This is a genomic window from Rhizobium sp. RU36D (genome assembly GCF_900176345.1).
GTDB lineage: Bacteria > Pseudomonadota > Alphaproteobacteria > Rhizobiales > Rhizobiaceae > Allorhizobium.
Genome location: NZ_FWXU01000006.1, coordinates 201,512 through 222,219, shown reverse-complemented (window position 1 = coordinate 222,219; position 20,708 = coordinate 201,512). Strand labels below are relative to the sequence as shown.

Below are 20,708 nucleotides of genomic sequence, written 5' to 3'. Positions count from 1 at the left end.
ACCAAACCGGCCAGGTCTCAACCGGGAGCCGCTGTCCGGCTCCCGATATCACTGTCAGCCAGCCCGGCGTCCGCGGCCGCGACGCGGGCTCACAGCCTGATCTTCGAACAAGGCGGCAAGCTGCTCGGTCATGGCGCCCGCCAGTTCGTCGGCGTCGACGATGGTCACGGCCCGGCGATAATAGCGGGTCACGTCATGACCGATACCGATCGCCAGCAATTCCACCGGAGAGCGGGTCTCGATCTGATCGATGACGGCCCTCAGATGCCGTTCCAGATAGTTGCCCGGATTGACCGAAAGCGTGGAATCATCGACCGGCGCGCCATCGGAAATCATCATCAGGATCTTGCGCTGCTCAGGGCGCGCGATCAGCCGCTGGTGGGCCCACATCAGGGCTTCGCCGTCGATGTTTTCCTTGAGCAGGCCTTCCCGCATCATCAGGCCGAGATTGCGCCGCGCCCGGCGCCACGGCGCATCGGCGGATTTGTAGATGATGTGGCGCAGATCGTTGAGTCGGCCAGGTGTCGGCGGCTTGCCGCCCGCCAGCCACTTCTCACGAGACGCGCCGCCCTTCCAGGCCTTCGTGGTGAAGCCGAGGATCTCGACCTTGACGCCGCAACGCTCGAGCGTGCGGGCCAGGATGTCGGCGCAGGTCGCGGCAACCGTGATCGGGCGACCGCGCATGGAGCCGGAATTGTCGATAACCAGGGTGACGACGGTATCGCGGAACTTGGTATCGCGCTCCATCTTGAAGGACAGCGGCTGCATCGGGTCGATGACGAGCCGCACCAGTCGGGCGCTGTCGAGATAACCCTCTTCCAGGTCGAAGTCCCAGGAGCGATTCTGCTGCGCCATCAGGCGGCGCTGCATCCGGTTCGCCAGCCGACCAACGGCACCCTGGAGATGGGCCAACTGCTTATCGAGAAAGGCCCGAAGCCGGTCGAGTTCCGTCTCGTCGCACAGTTCTTCCGCCGTGGTGATCTCGTCGAATTCCTGCGTGAAGATCTTGTAGTCGACCTTCTCGTTGAAGTCGTCGAACGGGCTCGCCGGCCGGCGCATTTCGCCCGGCGTCTCGGAATCCTCGTCGCCGTCCTCCATCATGTCTTCGTCGGAGATTTCGGCGCCGTCCATCTCGCCGTCATCCATCTGCTCCTGGGAGGCTTCGCTTTCCTCCGCAGGTGCCTGATCGGACCCGGCCTCGTCTTCGGAGCTGTTCTGCTCCTCCTCGTTGGAGCGCGGCTGCTCCTCGTCGGTATTGTCCTCGTCCTGGCTCTGTTCGGTATCGTCGCCCAGATCTTCCGACATCTCCATCGACGAGAGCATGTGGCGGATGACCCTGGCAAAGGATTCCTGATCGTTGATCGCCGTCTTGAGGTTGGCGAGATCGCCGCCTGCCTTTTCCTCAATATAGGGACGCCAGAGGTCCAGCACCTTGCCGGCGCTGGCCGGCGCTGGCTCGCCCGTCAGCGTCTCCCGCACGAGCATTGCGACCGCCTCCGGCAAAGGCGCGTCTTCCTGCTTGGCGATGCCGGCGAAATTCGCCTTGGCATATTTCTCCGCATTCATCGAACTCAGGTTCGATGCCATGCCCGCCATCCTGAGCGCACCGATTGATTCGACACGAGCCTGCTCCACGGCGTCGAAGACCGCACGGGCATCGGGCGCCGCCGGCGCCATTGTCGCGTGGACCTTGGCATCATGGCAGGCGAGCCTCAGCGCCATGGAGTCACCCAGGCCGCGCGTAACCGCAAGCTCCTGCGCCGTCGGTCGCTTGGACAGTTCGGGCAGGCGAACCCGTTCGCCGGCCAGTCCCGGACGCTCATTGGCGAAAACGACTTCTACCTCGCTGCTGGCCGCAATCGAGCGCACGCAGCCGGCAACAGCCCGGCGGAACGGCTCCGTGTCCGCCGGGGCGCCTGGCTTGGCCTTGGAATTATCGCCGCGTCCGGCCATGCAGCCTCTCCTCAGGCACCCAATACGATGTTCGCAGCACTTTCCTTCAGCTCGACGCCGAAGGCACGCTGATACTGTTCGGCCACGAGTGTCCGCTCCAGTTCATCGCACTTGTTGAGGAAGGTGATGCGGAAGGCGAAGGCGACGTCGCCGAAGATCTCGGCATTTTCAGCCCAGGTGATCACGGTACGCGGGCTCATGACCGTGGAGAGATCACCATTGATGAAGGCCGAGCGTGTGAGATCGGCCAGCCGAACCATCTTCGAGATGGTTTCGCGGCCGGACTCACTGCCGGCAAAGCTCTTGACCTTCGCCAGGACGATATCGACTTCCTTCTGGTGCGGCAGGTAGTTCAACGTCGTCACGATCGACCAACGGTCCATCTGCGCCTGGTTGATCTGCTGCGTGCCGTGATAGAGGCCGGTCGTGTCGCCGAGGCCAACCGTGTTGGCGGTCGCGAACAGGCGGAAGGCAGGGTGAGGACGGATGACACGGCTCTGGTCCAGCAGTGTCAGGCGGCCCGACGATTCCAGCACGCGCTGGATGACGAACATGACATCCGGACGGCCGGCATCATATTCGTCGAAGACGAGCGCAACATTGTGCTGATAGGCCCAAGGCAGAATGCCGTCCTTGAATTCGGTGATCTGCTTGCCATCCTTGAGCACGATGGCGTCCTTGCCGACGAGATCGATACGGCTGACATGACTGTCGAGGTTGACGCGCACGCAAGGCCAGTTCAGCCGGGCTGCGACCTGCTCGATATGGGTGGACTTGCCGGTACCATGGAAGCCCGACACCATGACGCGGCGATTATGAGCAAAGCCCGCGAGGATGGCGAGCGTGGTGTCGCGGTCGAAAAGGTAATCCGGATCGAGGTCGGGCACATAGGCATCGCCCTTGCTATAGGCCGGGACGCGGATATCGGTGTCAATCCCGAAGACATCCCTGACCGAAACGGTCGTATCCGGGAGATTGGTAATATCGAGTTCAATCTTGCTCATCGTGACTCCATGCCGGTCGGGTCCCGCCGGCCGCATAATCAAGGCTTTTTCCGTAGCGTTTTCGATTAACAGAAACCAGCCTGCTTTAACAATTGATATGCTTGTATGACAGCGCGAAAGCGCTCTTCAGAGCCCCGATCTCCGCCATTTGCATCCGGATGATGTTTTTTTACCAGTTCCTTGTAGCGGCTCTTGATTTCCGAGGCCGTGGAATTGCCGCCGAGGCCGAGGGTATCGAAGGCTTTCGCCTCCAAAGTCTTCAGTTTTCGCAGTTGCGGCTGCAGCCGCGGCCCATTGCCGCGCCCTTGGGACACGAAGCCGAACGGGTCCTTCATCCGCGCCTGGGCACCGGCGCTGCCGGAGCGGGCGGTGGAATGCAGCGGGCTGGACTTCGCCGATTTGTTGACGCCAACGGTCCAGGTCGGGCGATGACCGGTGATCGCCTCCTTCTGGTAGCGGGCAATCTCCGTATCCGAGAGACCGGAAAAATAGTTGTAGCCCTTGTTGTATTCCTTCACATGCTCAAAGCAGAACAGGAAGAACTGGCCCTCGGCATTGCGCCCGACCGGTGCCTTGTGCACCCCCGGCTTCTCGCACCCGTCCCACTGGCAAACCGGGTTGGTCGGTTCGCTCTCCTGGGGCCGCTTGCGGCGGGTACGAATCCGGTCGAAATATTTTGAATCGAGTTTCATCCGGTAATTATGGTCCTTTGGTCCGGGCACGACAAGAATTGACAAATCAGATTGTTCTGGGCTTTGTGAGGGCTTTTTCCGGAGGCATTCGCGCCATGTCGATCAGATCAGCGATTGAAACGAAGCTGGTGGAGGCATTCGCGCCGGAACGGCTCGATGTCCTCAATGAAAGCCACCATCATGCAGGCCATCAGCCCGGCATGACGGAGGATGGCGAAACGCATATGCGGGTTCGCATCGTCTCGGCAAAGTTTTCAGGCCTGACGCGGCTCTCGCGCCATCGCGCCATCACCGATCTGTTGAAGAGCGAATTCGATGCGGGTCTGCATGCGCTGGCCATCGATGCCGCCGCCCCCGGAGAACCGACGCGCTGGTAATTCCCCTGGGCCTAGATGGCCCTGGCTCCGACGGTTTTCAACCCGCCTTGGCAGCCTCTTCCAACGGTCGGATGCGCAGTTTCGTAATGCGGTTGCGCTCCCGCTTCATGACGATGAAGCGCTTGCCGTAGAAGGTAAATGCCTGGCGTTCCTCGGGTATGCTCTTGGATTCATGGATCACGAGACCCGCAATGGTCGTCGCCTCTTCATCCGGTAACTGCCAGTCCATGGCACGGTTGAGGTCGCGGATCGGCACGCCGCCATCGACGACGATCGATCCATCGGCCTCCTGCCGCACGCCCTGAATTTCCAGATCATGCTCGTCAGCGATATCGCCCACAATTTCCTCAAGGATATCCTCAAGCGTCACGATGCCCTGAACCTCGCCATACTCGTCCACGACGACAGCGAAATGCACCTTGCGACGGAGAAAGGCATTGAGCTGGTCCTTGAGGTTGGTGGTATCCGGCACGAACCAGGGCTTTTGTGCGATCCTGACGATATCGAGATTGGTCGGCTCGACATTCGGCTCCGCCAGCGCGCGCAGCAGATCCTTGGCATGCACGACGCCGATGATGTTTTCGGTGGTTCCGCGCCAGACCGGCATGCGCGTATAGGGGCTTTCCAGCACGGCACGAACGGCCACCTCCGGCGGGTCGTCGGCATTCACGGCCCGCATGCGCGTGCGATGGATCATCACGTCGGAAACCTCGAGCTCGCCGAGATCCAGCACGCCCCCGAGACGGTCGCGATCGGCCTTGATCACGGAGCCCTCTCGGTGCAGCAGATTCACCGCGCCTCGGAGTTCTTCATGGGCCGAGAGCATGGACACTTCCTTGGACAGCGTCAGTCCGAACAATGATAAAAGCCCGCGCACGATCAGGTTTACACCGGACGACAACGGGCCGACGACGAGAACGAAGACGCGAACAACGCGCGCCACCGTCAGCGCAAAACGATCCGGCGCAGATATCGCCCAGCTCTTGGGAAGCACCTCAGAAAAGATGACCAGCAGGACAGTCATCACGATTGTGGCCAGAGCGACACCCGTATCCCCGAACAGACCCAGGAACAGGCTTGTCGTCAGCGAGGAGGCAAGGATATTGACCAGGTTGTTGCCGATCAGCAGCGCCCCGATCAGGCGATCCCTGCGGACAATCAAGGCGTTGACGATGGCCGCGCGCGGATCGCCATTGACCTCCATCGTGTGCATGCGCGCCCGGGACGTTGCCGTCAGCGCCGTTTCCGACCCGGAAAAGAAGGCCGAAGCCGCGATCAATCCCAGGATTGCCAGCAACAGGTGCCAGTATTCGGACAGGATCGAGAGCAGGTATTCCAAGGTCATTTTTTCCTTTTTTCCGTCAGGAAGCTGACGACTTCGGACGACGGCACGTCATCGGCGACGAAGGACTGGCCAATGCCGCGCGTCAGGATAAAGGTCAGCTTGCCGCTATTGACCTTCTTGTCCTGGCCGATCGCCTTCATCAGCACGTCGGGCGGCGGCAAATCTCCGGGAATGTCATCCATCCGCGTCGGCAGGCCCACAGCCTTCAGATGCGCCTCGACCCGCAGCGCATCATCGGGGCTGGCAAGGTTCATGCGCGCGGAAAACTGATGCGCCAGCACCATGCCGATCGCCACACCCTCGCCATGCACGAGACGGCTGCTGTCATATTCGGTCGCTGCCTCCAGAGCATGTCCAAAAGTGTGCCCCAGGTTCAGCAGCGCGCGGCGGCCGGTCTCCCGTTCGTCGGCCACGACGACATCGGCCTTGGCCTGGCAACTCCTGGCAATGGCCTCGATGCGGGAGGGACCGCCGGAGAACACATCCTGCCAGTTGGTTTCCAGCCAGGCAAAGAAGTCCGGCTGGTCGATCAGACCGTATTTGGCGACTTCGGCATAGCCGGCCCTGAATTCCCGCGCTGTCAAAGTGTCCAATACAGATGTGTCGGCGAGCACTAGATCCGGCTGGTTGAACACGCCGACGAGGTTCTTGCCGTGGCGCGTGTTGATGCCCGTCTTGCCGCCAACCGACGAATCGACCTGAGATAGAAGTGTCGTCGGGATCTGCACGAAGCGCACACCGCGCCTGACGATGCCGGCCGCAAAACCGGTAAGATCGCCGATCACCCCGCCGCCAAGCGCGATGACGGCGTCATTGCGCTCGATACGGGCTTCCAGCAGAGCGTCGCAGACCCGTGTCAGGTGCTCGAAGCTCTTGGTCTTTTCGCCCGGCGGCAGGATCAGCGAAATCGCCTCGATGCCATCGGAGCCAAGATTGTCGATCAGGTTTTCCAGATAGTGGCCAGCCACGTTTTCGTCGGTGACGATAGCGGCGCGGCGACCCTTGATCCGGGTCGAGATTTCTCCGCCTGCCCGCTCCAGCATCCCGGGGCCGATCAGAATATCATAGGCACGGTCGCCAAGGGGTACGTGAACAAGGCGTTCGGTCGTCGCGGAGTCAATCATGTCGGACATTTCGGGCACTCTCACTCGTCAAGCCGGCAATGGCGGCAAGAACTTCTTCGGCAATAACTTCCTTGCGGACATCGCGCGAATGCACGCACAGATCTGCAAGCTCGTAGATGGGATAGCGCTGACGCATGAGGTTTTCGAGCGTCTGCTTCGGATTTTCGGTCTTCAGCAATGGCCGATGATCGCGCTTGTTGACCCGCTCCCACAATACATCGAGATCCGCCTTCAGCCACAGGGAAACGCCGCCCCGTTCGATCTGCTTGCGGGTGCGCTCGTTAATAAAGGCGCCGCCGCCCGTCGAAATGACCCGGGGGCAGGATTTCAGCAAGCGCTTGATCACTCGGGTTTCCAGCGCCCGGAATTCCTCTTCGCCATAGGCGGCGAACAGTTCGCTGATCGACATGCGCGACACACGCTCGATCTCATGGTCGGTATCGATAAAGGGAAGTCCAAGATAGCCTGCTACCATGCGGCCGATCGCCGACTTGCCGGCGCCCATGAGGCCCACCAGCACAAGATTTCGTCGCCCCAGCGCCTTAAGCGCCTGCTCGCTCAGCTTGGGGGCTGGAGATAGGATCAAGTCGGTCATCGGCCTTTTCGCACATGTTTTCCAACGGTATTGACAAATGAACCCGAGGCGTCAAGCCATGCGCGGGGAAACTGCGCATCCGGCGCTGACTTCTTGCACTTTCAGCCATCCGCGATCATAAAGAACCCGGTATCCTGACCGAAGGGCGTGACAACAATGCCGACCCTGTTCCGATTTCTCTTCGTGCTCGCGACCCTCGCGGCCATGGTCTATGGCGTGATGTGGTCTCTGGTGACGTTCGTGGAGCCTCGTGAGCGGGAAGTCACCGTCCGCGTCCCCTCCGAACGCGTCAATCCCACGCGCCCTTAAGCTGGCAGATAGAGTGTCCGATCTCAGCCGTGCCCGCATCGAGGCTTTCCTGGAAATGATGAGCGCCGAACGGGGCGCGGCCATCAACACGCTGCAGTCCTATCAGCGCGACCTGGACGATCTCCACGATTTCCTGACCAGGCGGGGAACGACCCCGATGACGGCCGAGGCGACGGATCTTGCCGCCCATCTCGCCGACCTGGCCTCCCGCGGCTTCGAGGCGACGACACAGGCGCGGCACCTCTCGTCCATGCGCCAGTTCTACAAGTTCCTCTATGCGGAGGGGTTGCGACAGGATGATCCCACCTCCACCCTCGACGCACCAAAGAAGGGACGCGCGCTGCCAAAGATCCTGAGCGTGGACGACGTGGGGCGGCTTCTGACACTGGCAGAACAGGAGGCGGCGATGCCGGGGCCAGATCGGCTGGGGGCGGTGCGCCTGCTGGCCCTTCTGGAACTGCTCTATGCGACGGGTATGCGCGTCAGCGAACTGGTCTCACTGCCGGCGCGGGTCCTGGGCCAGGAGGGCCGCTTTCTCGTCATCCGCGGGAAGGGAAACAAGGAGCGCATGGTGCCCCTGTCGCGGACCGCCATCGCAGCCTTGAAGACCTATGGGGAGATCCGCGCCGAGCTTGAAGCGAACCAGAAGCAGCAGAGCCCCTGGCTGTTTCCCGCCGCCAGCAAGGAGGGCTATCTTCCCCGCCAGGTCTTTGCCCGCGACCTCAAGGGGCTTGCCATCAGGGCCGGGCTTGATCCCGAAGCGGTCTCACCCCATGTCTTGCGCCACGCCTTCGCCAGTCATCTGCTGCAGAACGGCGCGGACCTGCGCGTCGTCCAGGAACTGCTCGGCCATTCCGACATTTCAACGACACAAATCTATACCCATGTACTGGAAGAACGCCTGCACCAACTGGTTCAAAACCATCACCCCCTTGCCAAACAGGGCAAAAAACGGGATTAGGACCGGCAGCGCCGGTACCTGAGGATGAAAATCCGCAGGGCGAAACGATCGGAAACGGATTTGATGCACAATTATCTCGACTTCGAAAAACCTATCTCAGACCTCGAAGGCAAGATTCACGAGCTTAAGAAGCTGGCCGGCGAAGACGAGAGTATCGACACCTCGGAAGAAATCGGCCGCCTTGAGACGCGTGTCCGCGAGGCTATGGAAGAGATTTATTCCAAGCTGAACGCATGGCAGAAAACCCAGGTCGCGCGCCACCCGCAGCGGCCGCATTTTGTCGATTATGCCACGCGCCTGCTGACGGATTTTACCCCGCTCGCTGGTGATCGCAAGTTCGCCGAGGATGCCGCAATCCAGGCCGGGCTCGCGCGCTTTCGTGGCCAGCCCGTGGCCGTGATCGGCCAGGAAAAGGGCAACGATACCAAGACGAGGCTGAAACACAATTTCGGCAGCGCCCGTCCCGAAGGCTATCGCAAGGCCATCCGCGTCATGGAAATGGCGGACCGGTTCGGGCTGCCCATCGTCTCGCTGATCGACACGGCTGGCGCCTATCCGGGCATCGGTGCGGAAGAGCGCGGCCAGGCGGAAGCCATCGCACGTTCCACCGAAATGTGTCTCAATGTGAAGGTGCCGATTATCTCCGTCGTCATCGGCGAAGGGGGCTCGGGTGGCGCCATCGCGATTGCGACCGGCAATCGGGTCTATATGCTGGAGCATGCGATCTATTCGGTCATTTCGCCGGAGGGTGCAGCCTCGATCCTCTGGCGCGATTCTGCCCGCGCCAAGGAAGCCGCGACCAACATGAAGATTACGTCAGATGATCTGAAGGCACTCGGCGTTATCGACGGCATCATTACCGAGCCGGTGGGCGGCGCCCATCGCGATCCGGAATCGGTGATCGATCGCACCGGTGACGTGATTGCCTCTGCACTTGCCGAATTTGCGGATATGCAAGGCGATCAGGTTCGTTCCGCGCGGCGTCAGAAGTTCCTGGAAATCGGTCGGCATCTTTGATGCTTGGGTATCGTGGATGCCATAATCCTGCTCAGGTGCTGGTATACACGATAAATTGAAGTCCCGATGGAAAGATTGCATTTACCTTTTGAAAAACCGCAAGGCCTATGATCGTGCTCGGCGAGCTATCGAATCGCCGCAAAAAGTTTGAGATGAGCCCTTCGCAATGCGTTTGACATCAGCCGCCGTTCTGTTCCTTGCAGCTGCCGTTCTGGTCGGCTGCAACGACACCATGGATGAAGCCTTCGACCCCAAGACCATTGCCAACAAGGTTGAGCATCCCCTGCCGCCTCGCATCCTTCAGCAGATGAAGGCCAAGGGTATGGATCGCAACTCGCCGATCGCGATCCGCATCTTCAAGGAAGAGGGTGTCCTGGAGGTCTGGAAGGCCAAGACCGACAATCGCTTCGAGAAGATCACGGAATACCAGATCTGTGCCTGGTCCGGCCGTCTCGGTCCGAAGGTCAAGGAGGGAGACCGGCAGGCGCCGGAGGGTTTCTACCCGCTCTCGCCCGCGCATCTTAACCCCTATTCCAAATATTACCTCGCCATCAACACCGGCTTTCCCAACCGCTTCGACCAGGCCAACAGCCGCACCGGCAGCAACCTGATGATCCACGGAGCCTGCTCGTCATCGGGCTGCTACTCGATGACAGACGGCCAGATGCTGGAAATCTATGCCTTTGCGCGCGACGCCTTTAAGGGCGGCCAAAAGACGATCCAGCTCCAGGCATTCCCCTTCCGCATGACGGCGGAAAACATGGCGCGTCACCAACACAGCCCGCACTTCGAATTCTGGAAGATGCTGAAGGTTGGCTACGACAATTTCGAGGTGACCAAACGCCCGCCGGACGTGAATGTCTGTGAGCGCAAATACGTTTTCAACCAATCCGTCGAAGGCAATGCGTCCTTCAATGCCGGTGCAGCCTGCCCGCCGATGTCGACGCCACCGGCGCTCGCCTCAGCACTGAAAACCTACGAGGTCGCCTATGCCCGCGACTTCGAAAAGGCGGCAAAGAAATACGACGGCAAAATTTGGTATGACCCGACCGAAGCCGAGCGCAAGGCACTTGTGGCCAATCAGCGCAAGGGTCGCGACCTGGCCTATGCACCGACCGGTTCGGCGCTGAAAGCCGGCCGTTTCCTCGACATCGAAACGGCCACCGCACAAAACAGCCAGCAGGCCCTGATGTCCGTGGCGCCGTCGCTTTCCACGGCATCTGGTCGCCCGGCCGCAGCAGCAGCTCAGTCGCAGCCCGTTGCACCGCAATCCCAGCCAGTTGCGACGCCGGCACAGCCCGCTCCGCAGGTGGCGGCAGCGGCAGGCAGCACTCCGATCCCGACGCCTGATCCAAGGGAGCAGGCACAGGTGGCACCATCAGCTGAAGCCAAGAAGCCATTCTGGAAGATCTGGTAAGCAGGGTGGAGTCGCCTGAGACGGTCGCGCTGGACCTCAAAGGGCTGAAGTGTCCGCTGCCGGTGCTGAAAACCCGCAAACGCCTGGCGACCTTGTCGTCAGGCAATCTGCTTTCGGTCGAGACGACGGATCCTCTGGCAGGAATCGACATCCCGCATTTCTGTCGGGAAGAGGGCCACGAACTGCTCGAGAACAACCGCACCGAAAGCGGGCACAGTTTCCTGATCCGCAAGGGCTGACTCAGCACTGATCCGCTTCACGTCAGCGGAACGTCATCCCCGACACCGCCAGCGGATTGTTCTCAAGGGCCTCACGATCCGGCCGGTCGATCCGAGGCGCGCCGATGAAGGCCGCGAACAGATCTTCAACGTAGGACTCGGGCATATCCTGCGTGATCAGCACAAGGCGCGTGCGGCGGTCCGCGGGATCCGGCCAGGCAGGCAACCGCACGGGCGGATGAAAGACGGACTGCACGCCGTGCAGCACCAGCGGCCGATCCGGATTGTCCGCCAAGGCAACGATCGCCTTCATGCGCAGCAGCCGCTCTCCATGGGCAGAGCGGAGCAGATCCACAAACATCTCGATCGCGGCCGGATCGATCGGCCTGTCATGGATGATGGAATGGGACCGGATACTCTCGCCATGCCGGTTCACGTCATGATGATCGTGATGATGATGGTGATGGTGATCCGACGTCGCCTCGTCCTTCAGCCACCGATCGACATCGGCAATCTTCGTGGCCGGATCGTACAACCCGTTTTCGAAGATGCTGGCACGGCCAGTCTCATCTGCGTCGCCATCCATCAGCGGCGCGCGCGGATTGAGTTGCGCTAAGCGCCCCTTGAGAGCAACGAGGCCCTCTTCGTCCGCAACAAGCGCGGCTTTCGACAGGACCAGCCTGTCTGCGACAGCGACCTGCTTGACCGCCTCTTCAAAGCGATCGAGCGTGGACAGGCCGTTCACGGCGTCCACCACCGTGACGACGCCCTCGATCTCGAAATTCGACGCGATCACCGGATTGCCGATAACGGACTGGAGTACCGGCGCTGGATCGGCAAGTCCCGTCGTCTCGATGACGATGCGCGACAAGGGCTTGATGCGACCGGTCTGCATGCCGTCCATCAGCGATGCCAGTGTATCGACCAGTTCGCCGCGAACCGTGCAGCAGAGGCATCCGTCAGATAGCTCGATCAAGCCATCACCAGAGGACTCGACTAGCAGATGGTCTATCCCGACCTCGCCGAACTCGTTGATGATGACAGCCGCGTCCTTCATGGCGGAATCCTTGAGGATCCGGTTCAGAAGCGTGGACTTACCCGCGCCTAGAAACCCCGTGAGAACGGAAACGGCAACGCGGTCACGCCCCTGGAACATTGTCATGGTCTTGGCACTCAGAATGTCGGGCGAGGAATCGGGATCGGCACGTTGGCAATCTTGTTAGCCCCACCCTTTTCCGGCTTCGCGTCGACCGGCTCCGTGCCCGGAATAACGCCGGCAAACACAGGGCGCGGCGGATGCGCCAATTCATGGATGTAGGGCGACAGCATCTTCATGCGCCCGGCATCGTCGCGGCCTTCGCTGCGCACCTGCCGTGCCTTCGGGTTACAAATCTCGGCGCTGATATCGGTCACCACGTCGCGGCCTTCGCCATAGGGCGCAAGAGTTTCGATCTTGGGTCCTTCCGGCCGGCTGACCAGCGCCTTCTGCAGGAGATCCGCGGACATGTCGGCGCGCGCACCCAGGCTATCGGCGCCTAGCACCACGGTGATGACCGTGCGCCCGTTGCGGGTTGCAGATGATATCTGGTTGAAACCCGAGGCGCAGATATACCCCGTCTTCATGCCGTCAGCCCCGTCGAACCGGCCGATCAGCAGGTTGTAATTGGCATAGACTTTTTTGCCGGTATCGATGCCTTCCAGCGAGAAATATCCGGCATATTCCGGAAACTCGCGGCGGATCGCCAGAGACAGGATCGCGAGGTCGCGTGCCGTGGTGTATTGCCCGGCACCCGGTAGCCCGTGCGGATTGATGAATCGCGACGAGGTCATGCCGAGGCCCGCCGCTTCCGCATTCATCCGCACCATGAAATTCTCAAGCGAGCCGCCGACCGTTTCCGCCACCGCGACCGAAACATCGTTTGCCGATTTGACCAGCATGATCTTGAGGGCACTGTCCAGCGTCATCTGCGAGCCGACCTTGAAACCGATCCGGCTTGGCGGCTCCGACGCCGCACGTTTAGTCATGGTCACCGGCGTCTGCAAGGTGACTTCTCCACGCCGGATCGCCTTGAACGTGGTATAGGCCGTCATCAGTTTCGTCAGCGATGCCGGATACCATTTGCGGAAGGCATCGCGATGCTCGACCACCCGTCCCGTCGCAACATCCACAACCATGACCGGATTTGCTGAAGCAACCATCGGCAACGCAACCAGCGCAGCGACCATAATTGCGCCAAGCCGCGCAAATCTGGACGCCTTGAGAAGCGAACGTGAAATCTTTCTGGTCAAGTCTGGACCTCCGACGGTCTGATAAAGGCTCGTAAGGGTTTTATATTTACCCTATATAGCCTTGCAATGGCAAAGCGGACTGATCGCACCGATTACTCAAGTCACTTTCGCGCGACCGGTCCAAGTCCCGCAATTCATCACAGGAACGACCTATGCCCTTACTGAACCGCGCAGCCGAACTCCAGAACGAGGCCCGCGAGTGGCGACACCACCTGCATGCCCATCCGGAGATTCTCTACGAGGTGCACAACACGGCAGCCTTCGTGGCAGAAAAGCTCAAGGAATTCGGTGTCGACGAGATCGTGACCGGCATCGGCCGCACCGGCGTCGTCGGCGTAATCAAGGGCCGCGGAGAGAGCGACAGGGCCATCGGGCTCCGGGCCGACATGGACGCCCTGCCGCTGGAGGAAATCACCGGTAAGCCCTGGGCATCGAAGTCGCCGGGCAAGATGCATGCCTGCGGCCATGACGGCCACACCGCCATGCTGCTCGGCGCGGCCAAACATCTCTGCGAGACCCGTAACTTCAATGGGCGGGCCGTCGTGATCTTCCAGCCGGCGGAAGAAGGTGGCGCTGGCGCCCGGGCGATGGTCGAAGACGGGCTGATGGAGCGATTCGGCATCGAGGAAGTCTATGGCATGCACAACATGCCCGGCATGCCGCTCGGCAGTTTCGGCATCCGCAACGGCGGCATCATGGCCGCTCCCGACAAGTTCTTCGTGACCATCAACGGCCGCGGCGGCCATGCGGCAGAGCCGCACATGACCATCGACACGATTGCGATCGGCGCAGAAATCGTCGGCGGCCTGCAGCTGATTGCCTCGCGCAACGCCAATCCCGTGCGCTCGGTGGTGGTCTCGGTCACCCAGTTTCATGCGGGCACCACGCACAACATCATCCCGGAGATCGCGCATCTCTCCGGCACGGTGCGCACCCATGATGAAAGCGTGCGGAACATGGCGGAAGCTCGGATCCGCCAGATCGCAGCCGGAATTGCAGCCGCTCATGGCGCCGAGGTGACGGTAGAGTATGAGCGGGCCTGTCCCGTGACCTCGAACCATCCAACGGAAACCCGGCATGCCGCCAAGGCGGCCATCGACGTGGTGGGCGAGCAGCTGGTCAACGACGACGTCGATCCCTCCATGGCCGGCGAGGACTTTGCCTTCATGCTGCAGGCCCGGCCCGGCGCCTATATCATGATCGGCAATGGCGACACTGCAGGCCTGCACAACCCGGCCTACGACTTCAACGACGAGGCCCTCGGCTATGGCATTTCCTATTGGGTGAGGCTGGCGGAACAACGCCTGACGGAATAACCGGCGATACGGCACAGCCGAGAAAAGGCTTGGCTTGCGGCCTCACCTTTTGTATGGATGTGGCCGCTGGTCCCGTAGCTCAGCAGGATAGAGCACCAGATTCCTAATCTGGGGGTCGCGCGTTCGAATCGCGCCGGGATCACCACTTCAAGGTCATATTCCGCAGCCCAGGAAATGTTTGTTTCCTTACCGGGCCGGCATCGTCTTAAAAAAACCAGATCGTGTGATAGACTTGCATCGACGACCGCAACTGATGCGGTCGAGTTGACGGGAGGACACCATCATGGGTTCGTCACCCCCTACAATTGCGATCGGAAAGGCCGACGCGGTTGAAAGAGCGATCCGCCGCATACAACTGCGCGGAGCCTTGGGATCGGAAGATATCCGGCGGGAGAACGCAGCTGATCTCGTTGTCTATCTGTTCGAAAACGGCATTTGCGACGAGGACGAGCTCGTCGAGTTGGCCATGCTTGCAGACGGCAAGCGTTACGACCCGGTCTCCGGTCACTTCGACTGAGCGGTGTGATGACAGTCTATCCGCAGGCAAGGCGCGGCACCATCCGATTGGGCGTGGTTTGGACGGCAGGTTCTGCCTGGAACGACGGCCGCCATTCCACCTGACTGCCGCGCGGTTCAAGATGGCCTGCGCATGCCATCTGCCGAACAGGTAGCAGGGCAATTTTTCCAGACCTTCGAATTAACGACATTTGGCGTCCGGCTATTCGCACCTGCAATATTCGCTTTTTTTCAAGCTGAAAATATGCGACGTGAAACGGGACATACAACGCCACGGAGCGTGGGGCTTCCTCCGCTTCTATCCTCCGCAAGTATTTTTTGAGAGAAGCTATGCGTATAACGATGGTTGGGTCCGGCTATGTTGGTCTTGTATCGGGAGTTTGCTTTGCAGACTTCGGGCACGACGTGATCTGCGTCGACAAGGTCGAAGCCAAGATCGAGGCCCTGAAGAATGGCGTGATCCCGATCTATGAGCCGGGCCTCGATGCCTTGGTCGAGTCTAACTACAAGGCTGGCCGCCTCTCCTTCTCGACGGATCTTGCCGCCGCCGTCAAGGATGCCGATGTGGTGTTCATCGCAGTCGGCACGCCGTCCCGTCGCGGCGATGGCCATGCCGACCTGAGCTATGTCCATGCTGCAGCCCGCGAGATTGCACAGGCCTCCACCGGCTTCACAGTTGTCGTAACGAAGTCGACTGTTCCTGTCGGCACCGGTGACGAAGTGGAGCGCGTGATCCGCGAAGCCAATCCCGAGGCCGACATCGCTGTCGTGTCCAACCCGGAATTCCTGCGCGAAGGCGCGGCCATCGACGACTTCAAGCGCCCGGACCGCATCGTCATCGGAACGACGGACGAGCGCGCCATCGAGGTGATGAAGGAGGTCTATCGTCCGCTGTCGCTCAACGCAGCACCGCTGTTCTTCTGCGAGCGCCGGACATCGGAGCTTATCAAGTATGCCGGCAATGCCTTCCTGGCGATGAAGATCACCTTTATCAACGAGATCGCCGATCTGTGCGAACGCGTCGGTGCCGACGTACAGAAGGTGGCCAAGGGCATTGGCATGGACAAGCGCATCGGCGAGAAATTTCTTCATGCCGGTCCCGGTTACGGCGGCTCCTGCTTCCCCAAGGACACTTTGGCTCTGGTCAAGACCGCGCAGGACTTCGAAAGCCCGATGCGTCTGATCGAAACCACCGTCGCGATCAATGACAATCGCAAGCGTGCCATGGCGCGCAAGGTGATTGCCGCCTGCGGCGGGTCCGTGCGCGGCAAGAAGATCGCGATCCTCGGACTGACATTCAAGCCGAACACGGATGACATGCGCGAAGCGCCGTCGATCTCCATCATCCAGGCCCTGCAGGACAATGGTGCGGAAGTCCATGCTTACGATCCGGAAGGCATGGAAGCGGCACGCGATCTGCTCGGTCCGGTCAACTATGGCCAGGATGCCTACAGCATTTCCGAGAAGGCCGATGCGCTGGTTCTTGTCACCGAATGGGATGCCTTCCGTGCACTGGACTTCCGTCGCCTGAAGGCCACGATGAACAATCCGCTGCTGGTTGACCTGCGCAATGTCTATCCGAAGACCGAAGTCACCCGCCACGGCTTCGAATATCATGGCGTCGGTCGCGCCGGAGGCGATGCCTGATGCGGTATCTCATCACGGGCACGGCTGGCTTCATCGGATTCCATCTGGCCCGCAAGCTCCTGCAGGAGGGTCATGAGGTCATCGGTTTCGATGGCATGACCCCTTACTACAGCCTCAAGCTGAAGGAGGCGCGGCACGCCGCCCTCAATCAGTTCCCCGCATTCAAGCCGAGCATCGGGATGCTGGAGGAGCGCGCAGCCCTCGACAAGGCCATTGCGGGCGACGCACCTGATGTGATCGTGCACCTGGCTGCTCAGGCCGGTGTTCGCTACAGCCTTGAAAATCCTAAGGCCTACCTGGATTCCAATCTGTCCGGCACCTGGAACATTCTTGAACTGTCCAAGGATGTCGGCGTCAAGCATCTGATGCTGGCATCGACCTCGTCCGTCTATGGTGCGAACCCGTCGATCCCGTTCCGCGAATCCGACAAGACCGATGAACCACTTACCTTCTACGCCGCAACGAAGAAGGCCACGGAACTGATGGCGCATAGCTATGCCCATCTGCACAAGATCCCGACGACCGCATTCCGCTTCTTCACGGTCTACGGACCCTGGGGCCGGCCGGATATGGCTCTGTTCAAGTTCGTGAAGGCGATCGTTGACGGCGACGAGATCGAAATCTACGGCGAAGGCAAGATGAGCCGGGATTTCACATACGTGGAAGACCTCGTGGATTCCATCATCCAGCTGTCCCACGTGGTGCCCTTGCCGGAGACGCGGGTTGAAAAGTCAGGGGTGATCGACACGCTCTCCCATGAGGCGCCGTATCGCGTCGTCAATATCGGCGGCGGCCAGCCCGTAGGCCTGCTCGATTTCGTGGAAACGGTCGAGAAGATCATCGGCAGGCCAGCCCGTCGGAAAATGCTGCCGATGCAGAAGGGCGACGTGCCACGCACCTATGCCAGCCCCGATCTGCTGGTTGCACTGACCGGATCGAAGCCGGAAACCACGCTTGACGTGGGCGTGAAGGCCTTCGTCGACTGGTACATGGAGGCTCGCGCCTATCTCTAGGGATAGGCAGAGCGTCATCTTCCGAGTTGCGCACCGATAATAGCATTAGGGGCGTCTGAAACGCCCTCAGACTGCTGACAAACCCCTGGCCACATCCAGGGGTTTATGATTCACTGGGACATGTTGAAGAAACCTGCTCCCGAACAGACGGCTGTCGAGATGGTGACGCTCGACAGCCTGGTGCCTAGAGATCATCTGCTTCGCAAGATCGATGCAGTGATCGACTTTTCCTTCATCCATGATCGCGTTGCCGGCCTTTACTGCGCCGACAATGGCCGCCCGCCGCTCGACCCGACGCTGATGTTCAAGGCGCTGTTTCTGGGCTACCTGTTCGGCGTGCGTTCCGAGCGGCAGTTGGTGCGCGAGATCGAGGTGAATGTCGCCTATCGCTGGTTCTTGCGGATGAAGCTGACCGACCCAGTCTTCGATGCCTCGACGCTTTCCCAGAACCGCCGCCGCCGCTTCAACGACACGTCCGTCGCCCAGGACATCTTCGATGCGATCGTGGAGCAGGCGATCGGCCACGGCTTGGTGGATGGCACCGTGCTCTATACGGATTCCACGCATCTGAAGGCCAATGCCAACAAGGGCAAATATGATCTTGAGATGCTCCAGAAGTCGCGGGCCGACTACTGGGCTGATCTCGACCGGGCGATTGAGGCCGAACGCGCCGCCCATGGCCAGACGCCGTTGAAGGACAAGGAGCGCGAGCCGGAGGTCAAGGAAACCAAGGTCAGCCGCACAGACCCGGACAGCGGCTATATGGTGCGCGACGGCAAGCCCAAGGGCTTCTTTTATCTCGATCATCGCACGGTTGATGGCAGCCATGCCATCATCACCGACACCCATGTGACGCCGGCCAATGTGCATGACAGTATCGTCTATCTGGATCGGCTCGACCGGCAGCGTGAGCGCTTCGACTTGGATGTCGCAGCTGTGGGGCTCGATGCAGGCTATGCCACATCAGGCATCGCCAAGGGGCTGGAGGACAGAGGCATCCTGGGCGTAACCGGCTATCGCAACCCGACCCCGCCCAAGGACGGGATGATGCGCCAATCGAAGTTCGTCTACGAACCCGATACCGACGGCTACCGCTGTCCTGAAGGCCAGTTGCTCACCTACGCCACCACAGACCGTAACGGCTACAAGCACTACCGCTCTGACCCATCCCTGTGCCGCGACTGCCCGCTTCTGGCGTCGTGCACCTCAAACGCCAAAGCCGAGCGGACCATCACCCGCCATGTCTGGCAAGACGCCCGCGATCGCACCGACGCCAATCGCAAGACGCCCTGGGGCAAGGCGATCTACAAAAGACGAAAGGAGACGGTCGAACGCTCCTTCGCCGATGCCAAACAGCTACACGGCCACCGCTACGCCCGCTTCCGCGGTCTCATCAAGGTCAGGTGGCAATGCCTGCTGGCAGCGAGCGCCCAAAACATCAAGAAGATCGCCACCGCGATGACCAAAGCCCCAAAGACAGCCTGCGGATAAAGGCTCTCACCCCCCTTCCAACTGCACCGCAACATCGCTCAAAACACCACCTGAGCGTGAGCTCCAAGAAACGCAAAAAACCCGCCGAGAAAATCGACGGGTTTGTCAGCAGTCTGGCGGCGTCTGAAACGCCCTTATTTAAGCTTGAGCTTGCTGCCCCGGCTATTCCCTTGTAGACGCTAGGGGAAAGGCAGACATCTCTGGATTTTCCATGACCTCTGACAGCAAGGCGCCGCGTCGGTTGACGATCCTCGGCTCAACCGGCTCCATCGGGTGCAACACGCTCGATGTCGTCGAGCAGCTTCGTGCAGACGAAAATTTCGAAGTGGTGGCGCTCACCGGCCACGGCAATATCGCGCTGCTGGCGAACCAAGCCCGGCAGCATCGCGCCCAGTTGGCCGTCACGTCAGACGAACGGCACTATCAGGCGCTGAAAGACGCACTGGCCGGCAGCGGCATCGAGGTGGCAGCCGGACGGTCTGGCCTTCTGGAGGCCGCAACCCGTGACGCCGATACGGTCATGGCTGCCATCGTCGGCACAGCGGGCCTGGCGCCCACCCTTGCCGCCGCAGCCCGGGGCGCCGATATTGCGCTCGCCAACAAGGAATGCCTGGTTTCCGCCGGCGACCTTTTCGTCTCCGCCGTCCGGCAGGGCGGTGGCCGGCTCATCCCAGTCGATAGCGAGCATAGCGCGATCTTCCAATGCCTAGAGGCCGATCAACGCCATGCGCTGGAGCGCATTGTGCTGACGGCCTCGGGCGGTCCCTTCCGCACATACAGTCGCGAACAGATGGCCAATGTGACGGTGGAAACGGCGCGCAGCCATCCCAACTGGTCCATGGGGCTGAAGATCTCCGTCGGCAGTGCTTCGATGTTCAACAAGGCGCTGGAGATGATCGAGGCCAAGCATCTCTTTGATGTTCGTCCCGACCAGATTGAGGTGATCGTCCACCCCCAGTCCATCGTGCATTCGATGGTGGGCTATTCCGATGGCTCGGTCATCGCCCAGCTCGGCAGCCCTGACATGCGCACGGCGATCGGCTACGCGCTTACCCATCCCCGTCGTCCTGCCCTCAATGTCGAGCGGCTCGACTTCGCCAAGCTCGCCCGGCTCGATTTCGAGGCGCCCGATGCCGTCAGGTTCCCGGCCTTGCGGCTGGCGCGCACCGCGCTGGAGCGCGGCGGCCTGCAAGGCGCCGTCATGAATGCCGCCGAAGAGACCGCATTCCAGGCCTTCTGCGATAGCCGCATCGGCTTCCTTGCGATGGCGGATGTGGCCGAGGCGGTCATGGACGAAATGGTCGGCCACGGCGCGGCTTTGACTATCGAGGATGTCTTTCACGCCGATGCGGAAGCCCGCCAGCGGGCAACCGACGTGGTCAGCCGAATCGAAAAAGCCGCCTGACAAGGGCGGCTTCGTCTTC

At 60.9% G+C, this 20,708-nt stretch carries 20 protein-coding genes and 1 tRNA gene; 13 read left to right on the top strand and 8 right to left on the bottom strand.

What is annotated here, in order from left to right; genetic code table 11:
* Positions 1-54: 54 nt before the first annotated feature.
* From cobT to B9A97_RS10065, 3 genes are all read right to left on the bottom strand, one after another.
* Positions 55-1,953, bottom strand: a complete 1,899-nt coding sequence (cobT, locus tag B9A97_RS10075; protein WP_084365193.1) for a cobaltochelatase subunit CobT — start codon at positions 1,951-1,953, stop codon at positions 55-57.
* 11 nt (positions 1,954-1,964) lie between these two features.
* On the bottom strand, positions 1,965-2,957 hold the full coding sequence (gene cobS, locus B9A97_RS10070) for a cobaltochelatase subunit CobS (RefSeq protein WP_084365192.1): 993 nt from the start codon (positions 2,955-2,957) through the stop codon (positions 1,965-1,967).
* 65 nt (positions 2,958-3,022) lie between these two features.
* Positions 3,023-3,649: a J domain-containing protein gene (locus tag B9A97_RS10065; protein WP_084365191.1), complete on the bottom strand. Its 627-nt coding sequence runs from the start codon at positions 3,647-3,649 to the stop codon at positions 3,023-3,025.
* 95 nt (positions 3,650-3,744) lie between these two features.
* Here B9A97_RS10065 and B9A97_RS10060 point away from each other — a divergent pair, with 95 nt between their 5' ends.
* On the top strand, positions 3,745-4,026 hold the full coding sequence (locus tag B9A97_RS10060; protein WP_084365190.1) for a BolA family protein: 282 nt from the start codon (positions 3,745-3,747) through the stop codon (positions 4,024-4,026).
* Positions 4,027-4,063: 37 nt separating this feature from the next.
* Here B9A97_RS10060 and B9A97_RS10055 read toward each other — a convergent pair whose 3' ends face one another.
* The 3 genes from B9A97_RS10055 to B9A97_RS10045 are packed head-to-tail and all read right to left on the bottom strand — an operon-like array spanning position 4,064 to position 7,090.
* Positions 4,064-5,371 (bottom strand): HlyC/CorC family transporter, encoded by a 1,308-nt coding sequence (locus tag B9A97_RS10055; protein WP_084365189.1) that lies wholly within the window; start codon positions 5,369-5,371, stop codon positions 4,064-4,066.
* Positions 5,368-6,495 (bottom strand): 3-dehydroquinate synthase, encoded by a 1,128-nt coding sequence (gene aroB, locus B9A97_RS10050; protein WP_084365277.1) that lies wholly within the window; start codon positions 6,493-6,495, stop codon positions 5,368-5,370. Before aroB ends, B9A97_RS10055 begins: the two co-directional genes overlap by 4 nt.
* The gene (locus B9A97_RS10045; protein ID WP_084365188.1) at positions 6,488-7,090 is read right to left on the bottom strand and encodes a shikimate kinase; all 603 of its coding nucleotides are present in this window, start codon (positions 7,088-7,090) and stop codon (positions 6,488-6,490) included. The genes aroB and B9A97_RS10045 overlap by 8 nt, the downstream gene beginning before the upstream one ends.
* Before the next feature lie 147 nt (positions 7,091-7,237).
* Between B9A97_RS10045 and B9A97_RS29770 the strand changes: the two genes are divergently transcribed.
* The 5 genes from B9A97_RS29770 to B9A97_RS10025 all read left to right on the top strand — a co-directional run bounded on the left by B9A97_RS29770 (position 7,238) and on the right by B9A97_RS10025 (position 11,033).
* Positions 7,238-7,399 carry a hypothetical protein gene (locus B9A97_RS29770; RefSeq protein WP_179145256.1) on the top strand — a complete coding sequence of 54 codons (162 nt, stop codon included), beginning with the start codon at positions 7,238-7,240 and terminating at the stop codon, positions 7,397-7,399.
* A gap of 13 nt (positions 7,400-7,412) precedes the next feature.
* Entirely contained in the window at positions 7,413-8,360 is a 948-nt protein-coding gene (gene xerD / locus B9A97_RS10040; protein ID WP_084365187.1) for a site-specific tyrosine recombinase XerD, read from the top strand.
* A 63-nt stretch (positions 8,361-8,423) separates the two neighbouring features.
* Positions 8,424-9,377 (top strand): acetyl-CoA carboxylase carboxyltransferase subunit alpha, encoded by a 954-nt coding sequence (locus tag B9A97_RS10035; protein WP_084365186.1) that lies wholly within the window; start codon positions 8,424-8,426, stop codon positions 9,375-9,377.
* A 166-nt stretch (positions 9,378-9,543) separates the two neighbouring features.
* A complete protein-coding gene (locus tag B9A97_RS10030) occupies positions 9,544-10,794 on the top strand; it encodes a L,D-transpeptidase family protein (RefSeq protein WP_084365185.1) in 1,251 nt (416 codons plus the stop codon).
* Between the two features lie 5 nt (positions 10,795-10,799).
* The gene (locus tag B9A97_RS10025) at positions 10,800-11,033 is read left to right on the top strand and encodes a sulfurtransferase TusA family protein (protein WP_084365184.1); all 234 of its coding nucleotides are present in this window, start codon (positions 10,800-10,802) and stop codon (positions 11,031-11,033) included.
* Between the two features lie 22 nt (positions 11,034-11,055).
* On the opposite strand, the gene B9A97_RS10020 is transcribed toward B9A97_RS10025, so the two are convergent.
* Entirely contained in the window at positions 11,056-12,168 is a 1,113-nt protein-coding gene (locus B9A97_RS10020) for a CobW family GTP-binding protein (RefSeq protein WP_084365276.1), read from the bottom strand.
* Between the two features lie 17 nt (positions 12,169-12,185).
* Entirely contained in the window at positions 12,186-13,238 is a 1,053-nt protein-coding gene (locus tag B9A97_RS10015; protein ID WP_084365275.1) for a D-alanyl-D-alanine carboxypeptidase family protein, read from the bottom strand.
* Between the two features lie 215 nt (positions 13,239-13,453).
* On the opposite strand from B9A97_RS10015, the gene B9A97_RS10010 reads away from it, so the two are divergent.
* The 7 genes from B9A97_RS10010 to dxr all read left to right on the top strand — a co-directional run bounded on the left by B9A97_RS10010 (position 13,454) and on the right by dxr (position 20,689).
* A complete protein-coding gene (locus B9A97_RS10010; RefSeq protein WP_084365183.1) occupies positions 13,454-14,617 on the top strand; it encodes a M20 aminoacylase family protein in 1,164 nt (387 codons plus the stop codon).
* A gap of 68 nt (positions 14,618-14,685) precedes the next feature.
* Positions 14,686-14,762 (top strand) — tRNA-Arg (locus tag B9A97_RS10005).
* 138 nt (positions 14,763-14,900) lie between these two features.
* Complete coding sequence (locus B9A97_RS10000) at positions 14,901-15,134, top strand: hypothetical protein (RefSeq protein WP_084365182.1); 234 nt, start codon at positions 14,901-14,903, stop codon at positions 15,132-15,134.
* 329 nt (positions 15,135-15,463) lie between these two features.
* Entirely contained in the window at positions 15,464-16,780 is a 1,317-nt protein-coding gene (locus B9A97_RS09995) for a UDP-glucose dehydrogenase family protein (protein ID WP_084365181.1), read from the top strand.
* A complete protein-coding gene (locus tag B9A97_RS09990) occupies positions 16,780-17,793 on the top strand; it encodes an NAD-dependent epimerase/dehydratase family protein (RefSeq protein WP_084365180.1) in 1,014 nt (337 codons plus the stop codon). Before B9A97_RS09995 ends, B9A97_RS09990 begins: the two co-directional genes overlap by 1 nt.
* Before the next feature lie 120 nt (positions 17,794-17,913).
* Entirely contained in the window at positions 17,914-19,284 is a 1,371-nt protein-coding gene (locus tag B9A97_RS09985) for an IS1182 family transposase (RefSeq protein ID WP_084365179.1), read from the top strand.
* Between the two features lie 211 nt (positions 19,285-19,495).
* Positions 19,496-20,689 (top strand): 1-deoxy-D-xylulose-5-phosphate reductoisomerase, encoded by a 1,194-nt coding sequence (gene dxr / locus B9A97_RS09980; protein WP_084365178.1) that lies wholly within the window; start codon positions 19,496-19,498, stop codon positions 20,687-20,689.
* Positions 20,690-20,708 lie beyond the last annotated feature (19 nt).

Excerpts from the sequence above, each read along its gene's own strand:
- B9A97_RS10035 (WP_084365186.1), top strand. The coding sequence starts at position 8,424 with ATGCACAATTATCTCGACTTCGAAAAACCTATCTCAGACCTCGAAGGC.
- cobT (WP_084365193.1), bottom strand. The coding sequence starts at position 1,953 with ATGGCCGGACGCGGCGATAATTCCAAGGCCAAGCCAGGCGCCCCGGCG.
- B9A97_RS10055 (WP_084365189.1), bottom strand. The coding sequence starts at position 5,371 with ATGACCTTGGAATACCTGCTCTCGATCCTGTCCGAATACTGGCACCTG.
- B9A97_RS10010 (WP_084365183.1), top strand. The coding sequence starts at position 13,454 with ATGCCCTTACTGAACCGCGCAGCCGAACTCCAGAACGAGGCCCGCGAG.
- B9A97_RS10015 (WP_084365275.1), bottom strand. The coding sequence starts at position 13,238 with ATGGTCGCTGCGCTGGTTGCGTTGCCGATGGTTGCTTCAGCAAATCCG.
- B9A97_RS10030 (WP_084365185.1), top strand. The coding sequence starts at position 9,544 with ATGCGTTTGACATCAGCCGCCGTTCTGTTCCTTGCAGCTGCCGTTCTG.
- B9A97_RS10065 (WP_084365191.1), bottom strand. The coding sequence starts at position 3,649 with ATGAAACTCGATTCAAAATATTTCGACCGGATTCGTACCCGCCGCAAG.
- cobS (WP_084365192.1), bottom strand. The coding sequence starts at position 2,957 with ATGAGCAAGATTGAACTCGATATTACCAATCTCCCGGATACGACCGTT.
- dxr (WP_084365178.1), top strand. The coding sequence starts at position 19,496 with ATGACCTCTGACAGCAAGGCGCCGCGTCGGTTGACGATCCTCGGCTCA.
- aroB (WP_084365277.1), bottom strand. The coding sequence starts at position 6,495 with ATGATTGACTCCGCGACGACCGAACGCCTTGTTCACGTACCCCTTGGC.
- B9A97_RS10000 (WP_084365182.1), top strand. The coding sequence starts at position 14,901 with ATGGGTTCGTCACCCCCTACAATTGCGATCGGAAAGGCCGACGCGGTT.
- B9A97_RS10060 (WP_084365190.1), top strand. The coding sequence starts at position 3,745 with ATGTCGATCAGATCAGCGATTGAAACGAAGCTGGTGGAGGCATTCGCG.
- B9A97_RS09985 (WP_084365179.1), top strand. The coding sequence starts at position 17,914 with ATGTTGAAGAAACCTGCTCCCGAACAGACGGCTGTCGAGATGGTGACG.
- B9A97_RS10020 (WP_084365276.1), bottom strand. The coding sequence starts at position 12,168 with ATGTTCCAGGGGCGTGACCGCGTTGCCGTTTCCGTTCTCACGGGGTTT.
- B9A97_RS09995 (WP_084365181.1), top strand. The coding sequence starts at position 15,464 with ATGCGTATAACGATGGTTGGGTCCGGCTATGTTGGTCTTGTATCGGGA.
- B9A97_RS09990 (WP_084365180.1), top strand. The coding sequence starts at position 16,780 with ATGCGGTATCTCATCACGGGCACGGCTGGCTTCATCGGATTCCATCTG.
- B9A97_RS10045 (WP_084365188.1), bottom strand. The coding sequence starts at position 7,090 with ATGACCGACTTGATCCTATCTCCAGCCCCCAAGCTGAGCGAGCAGGCG.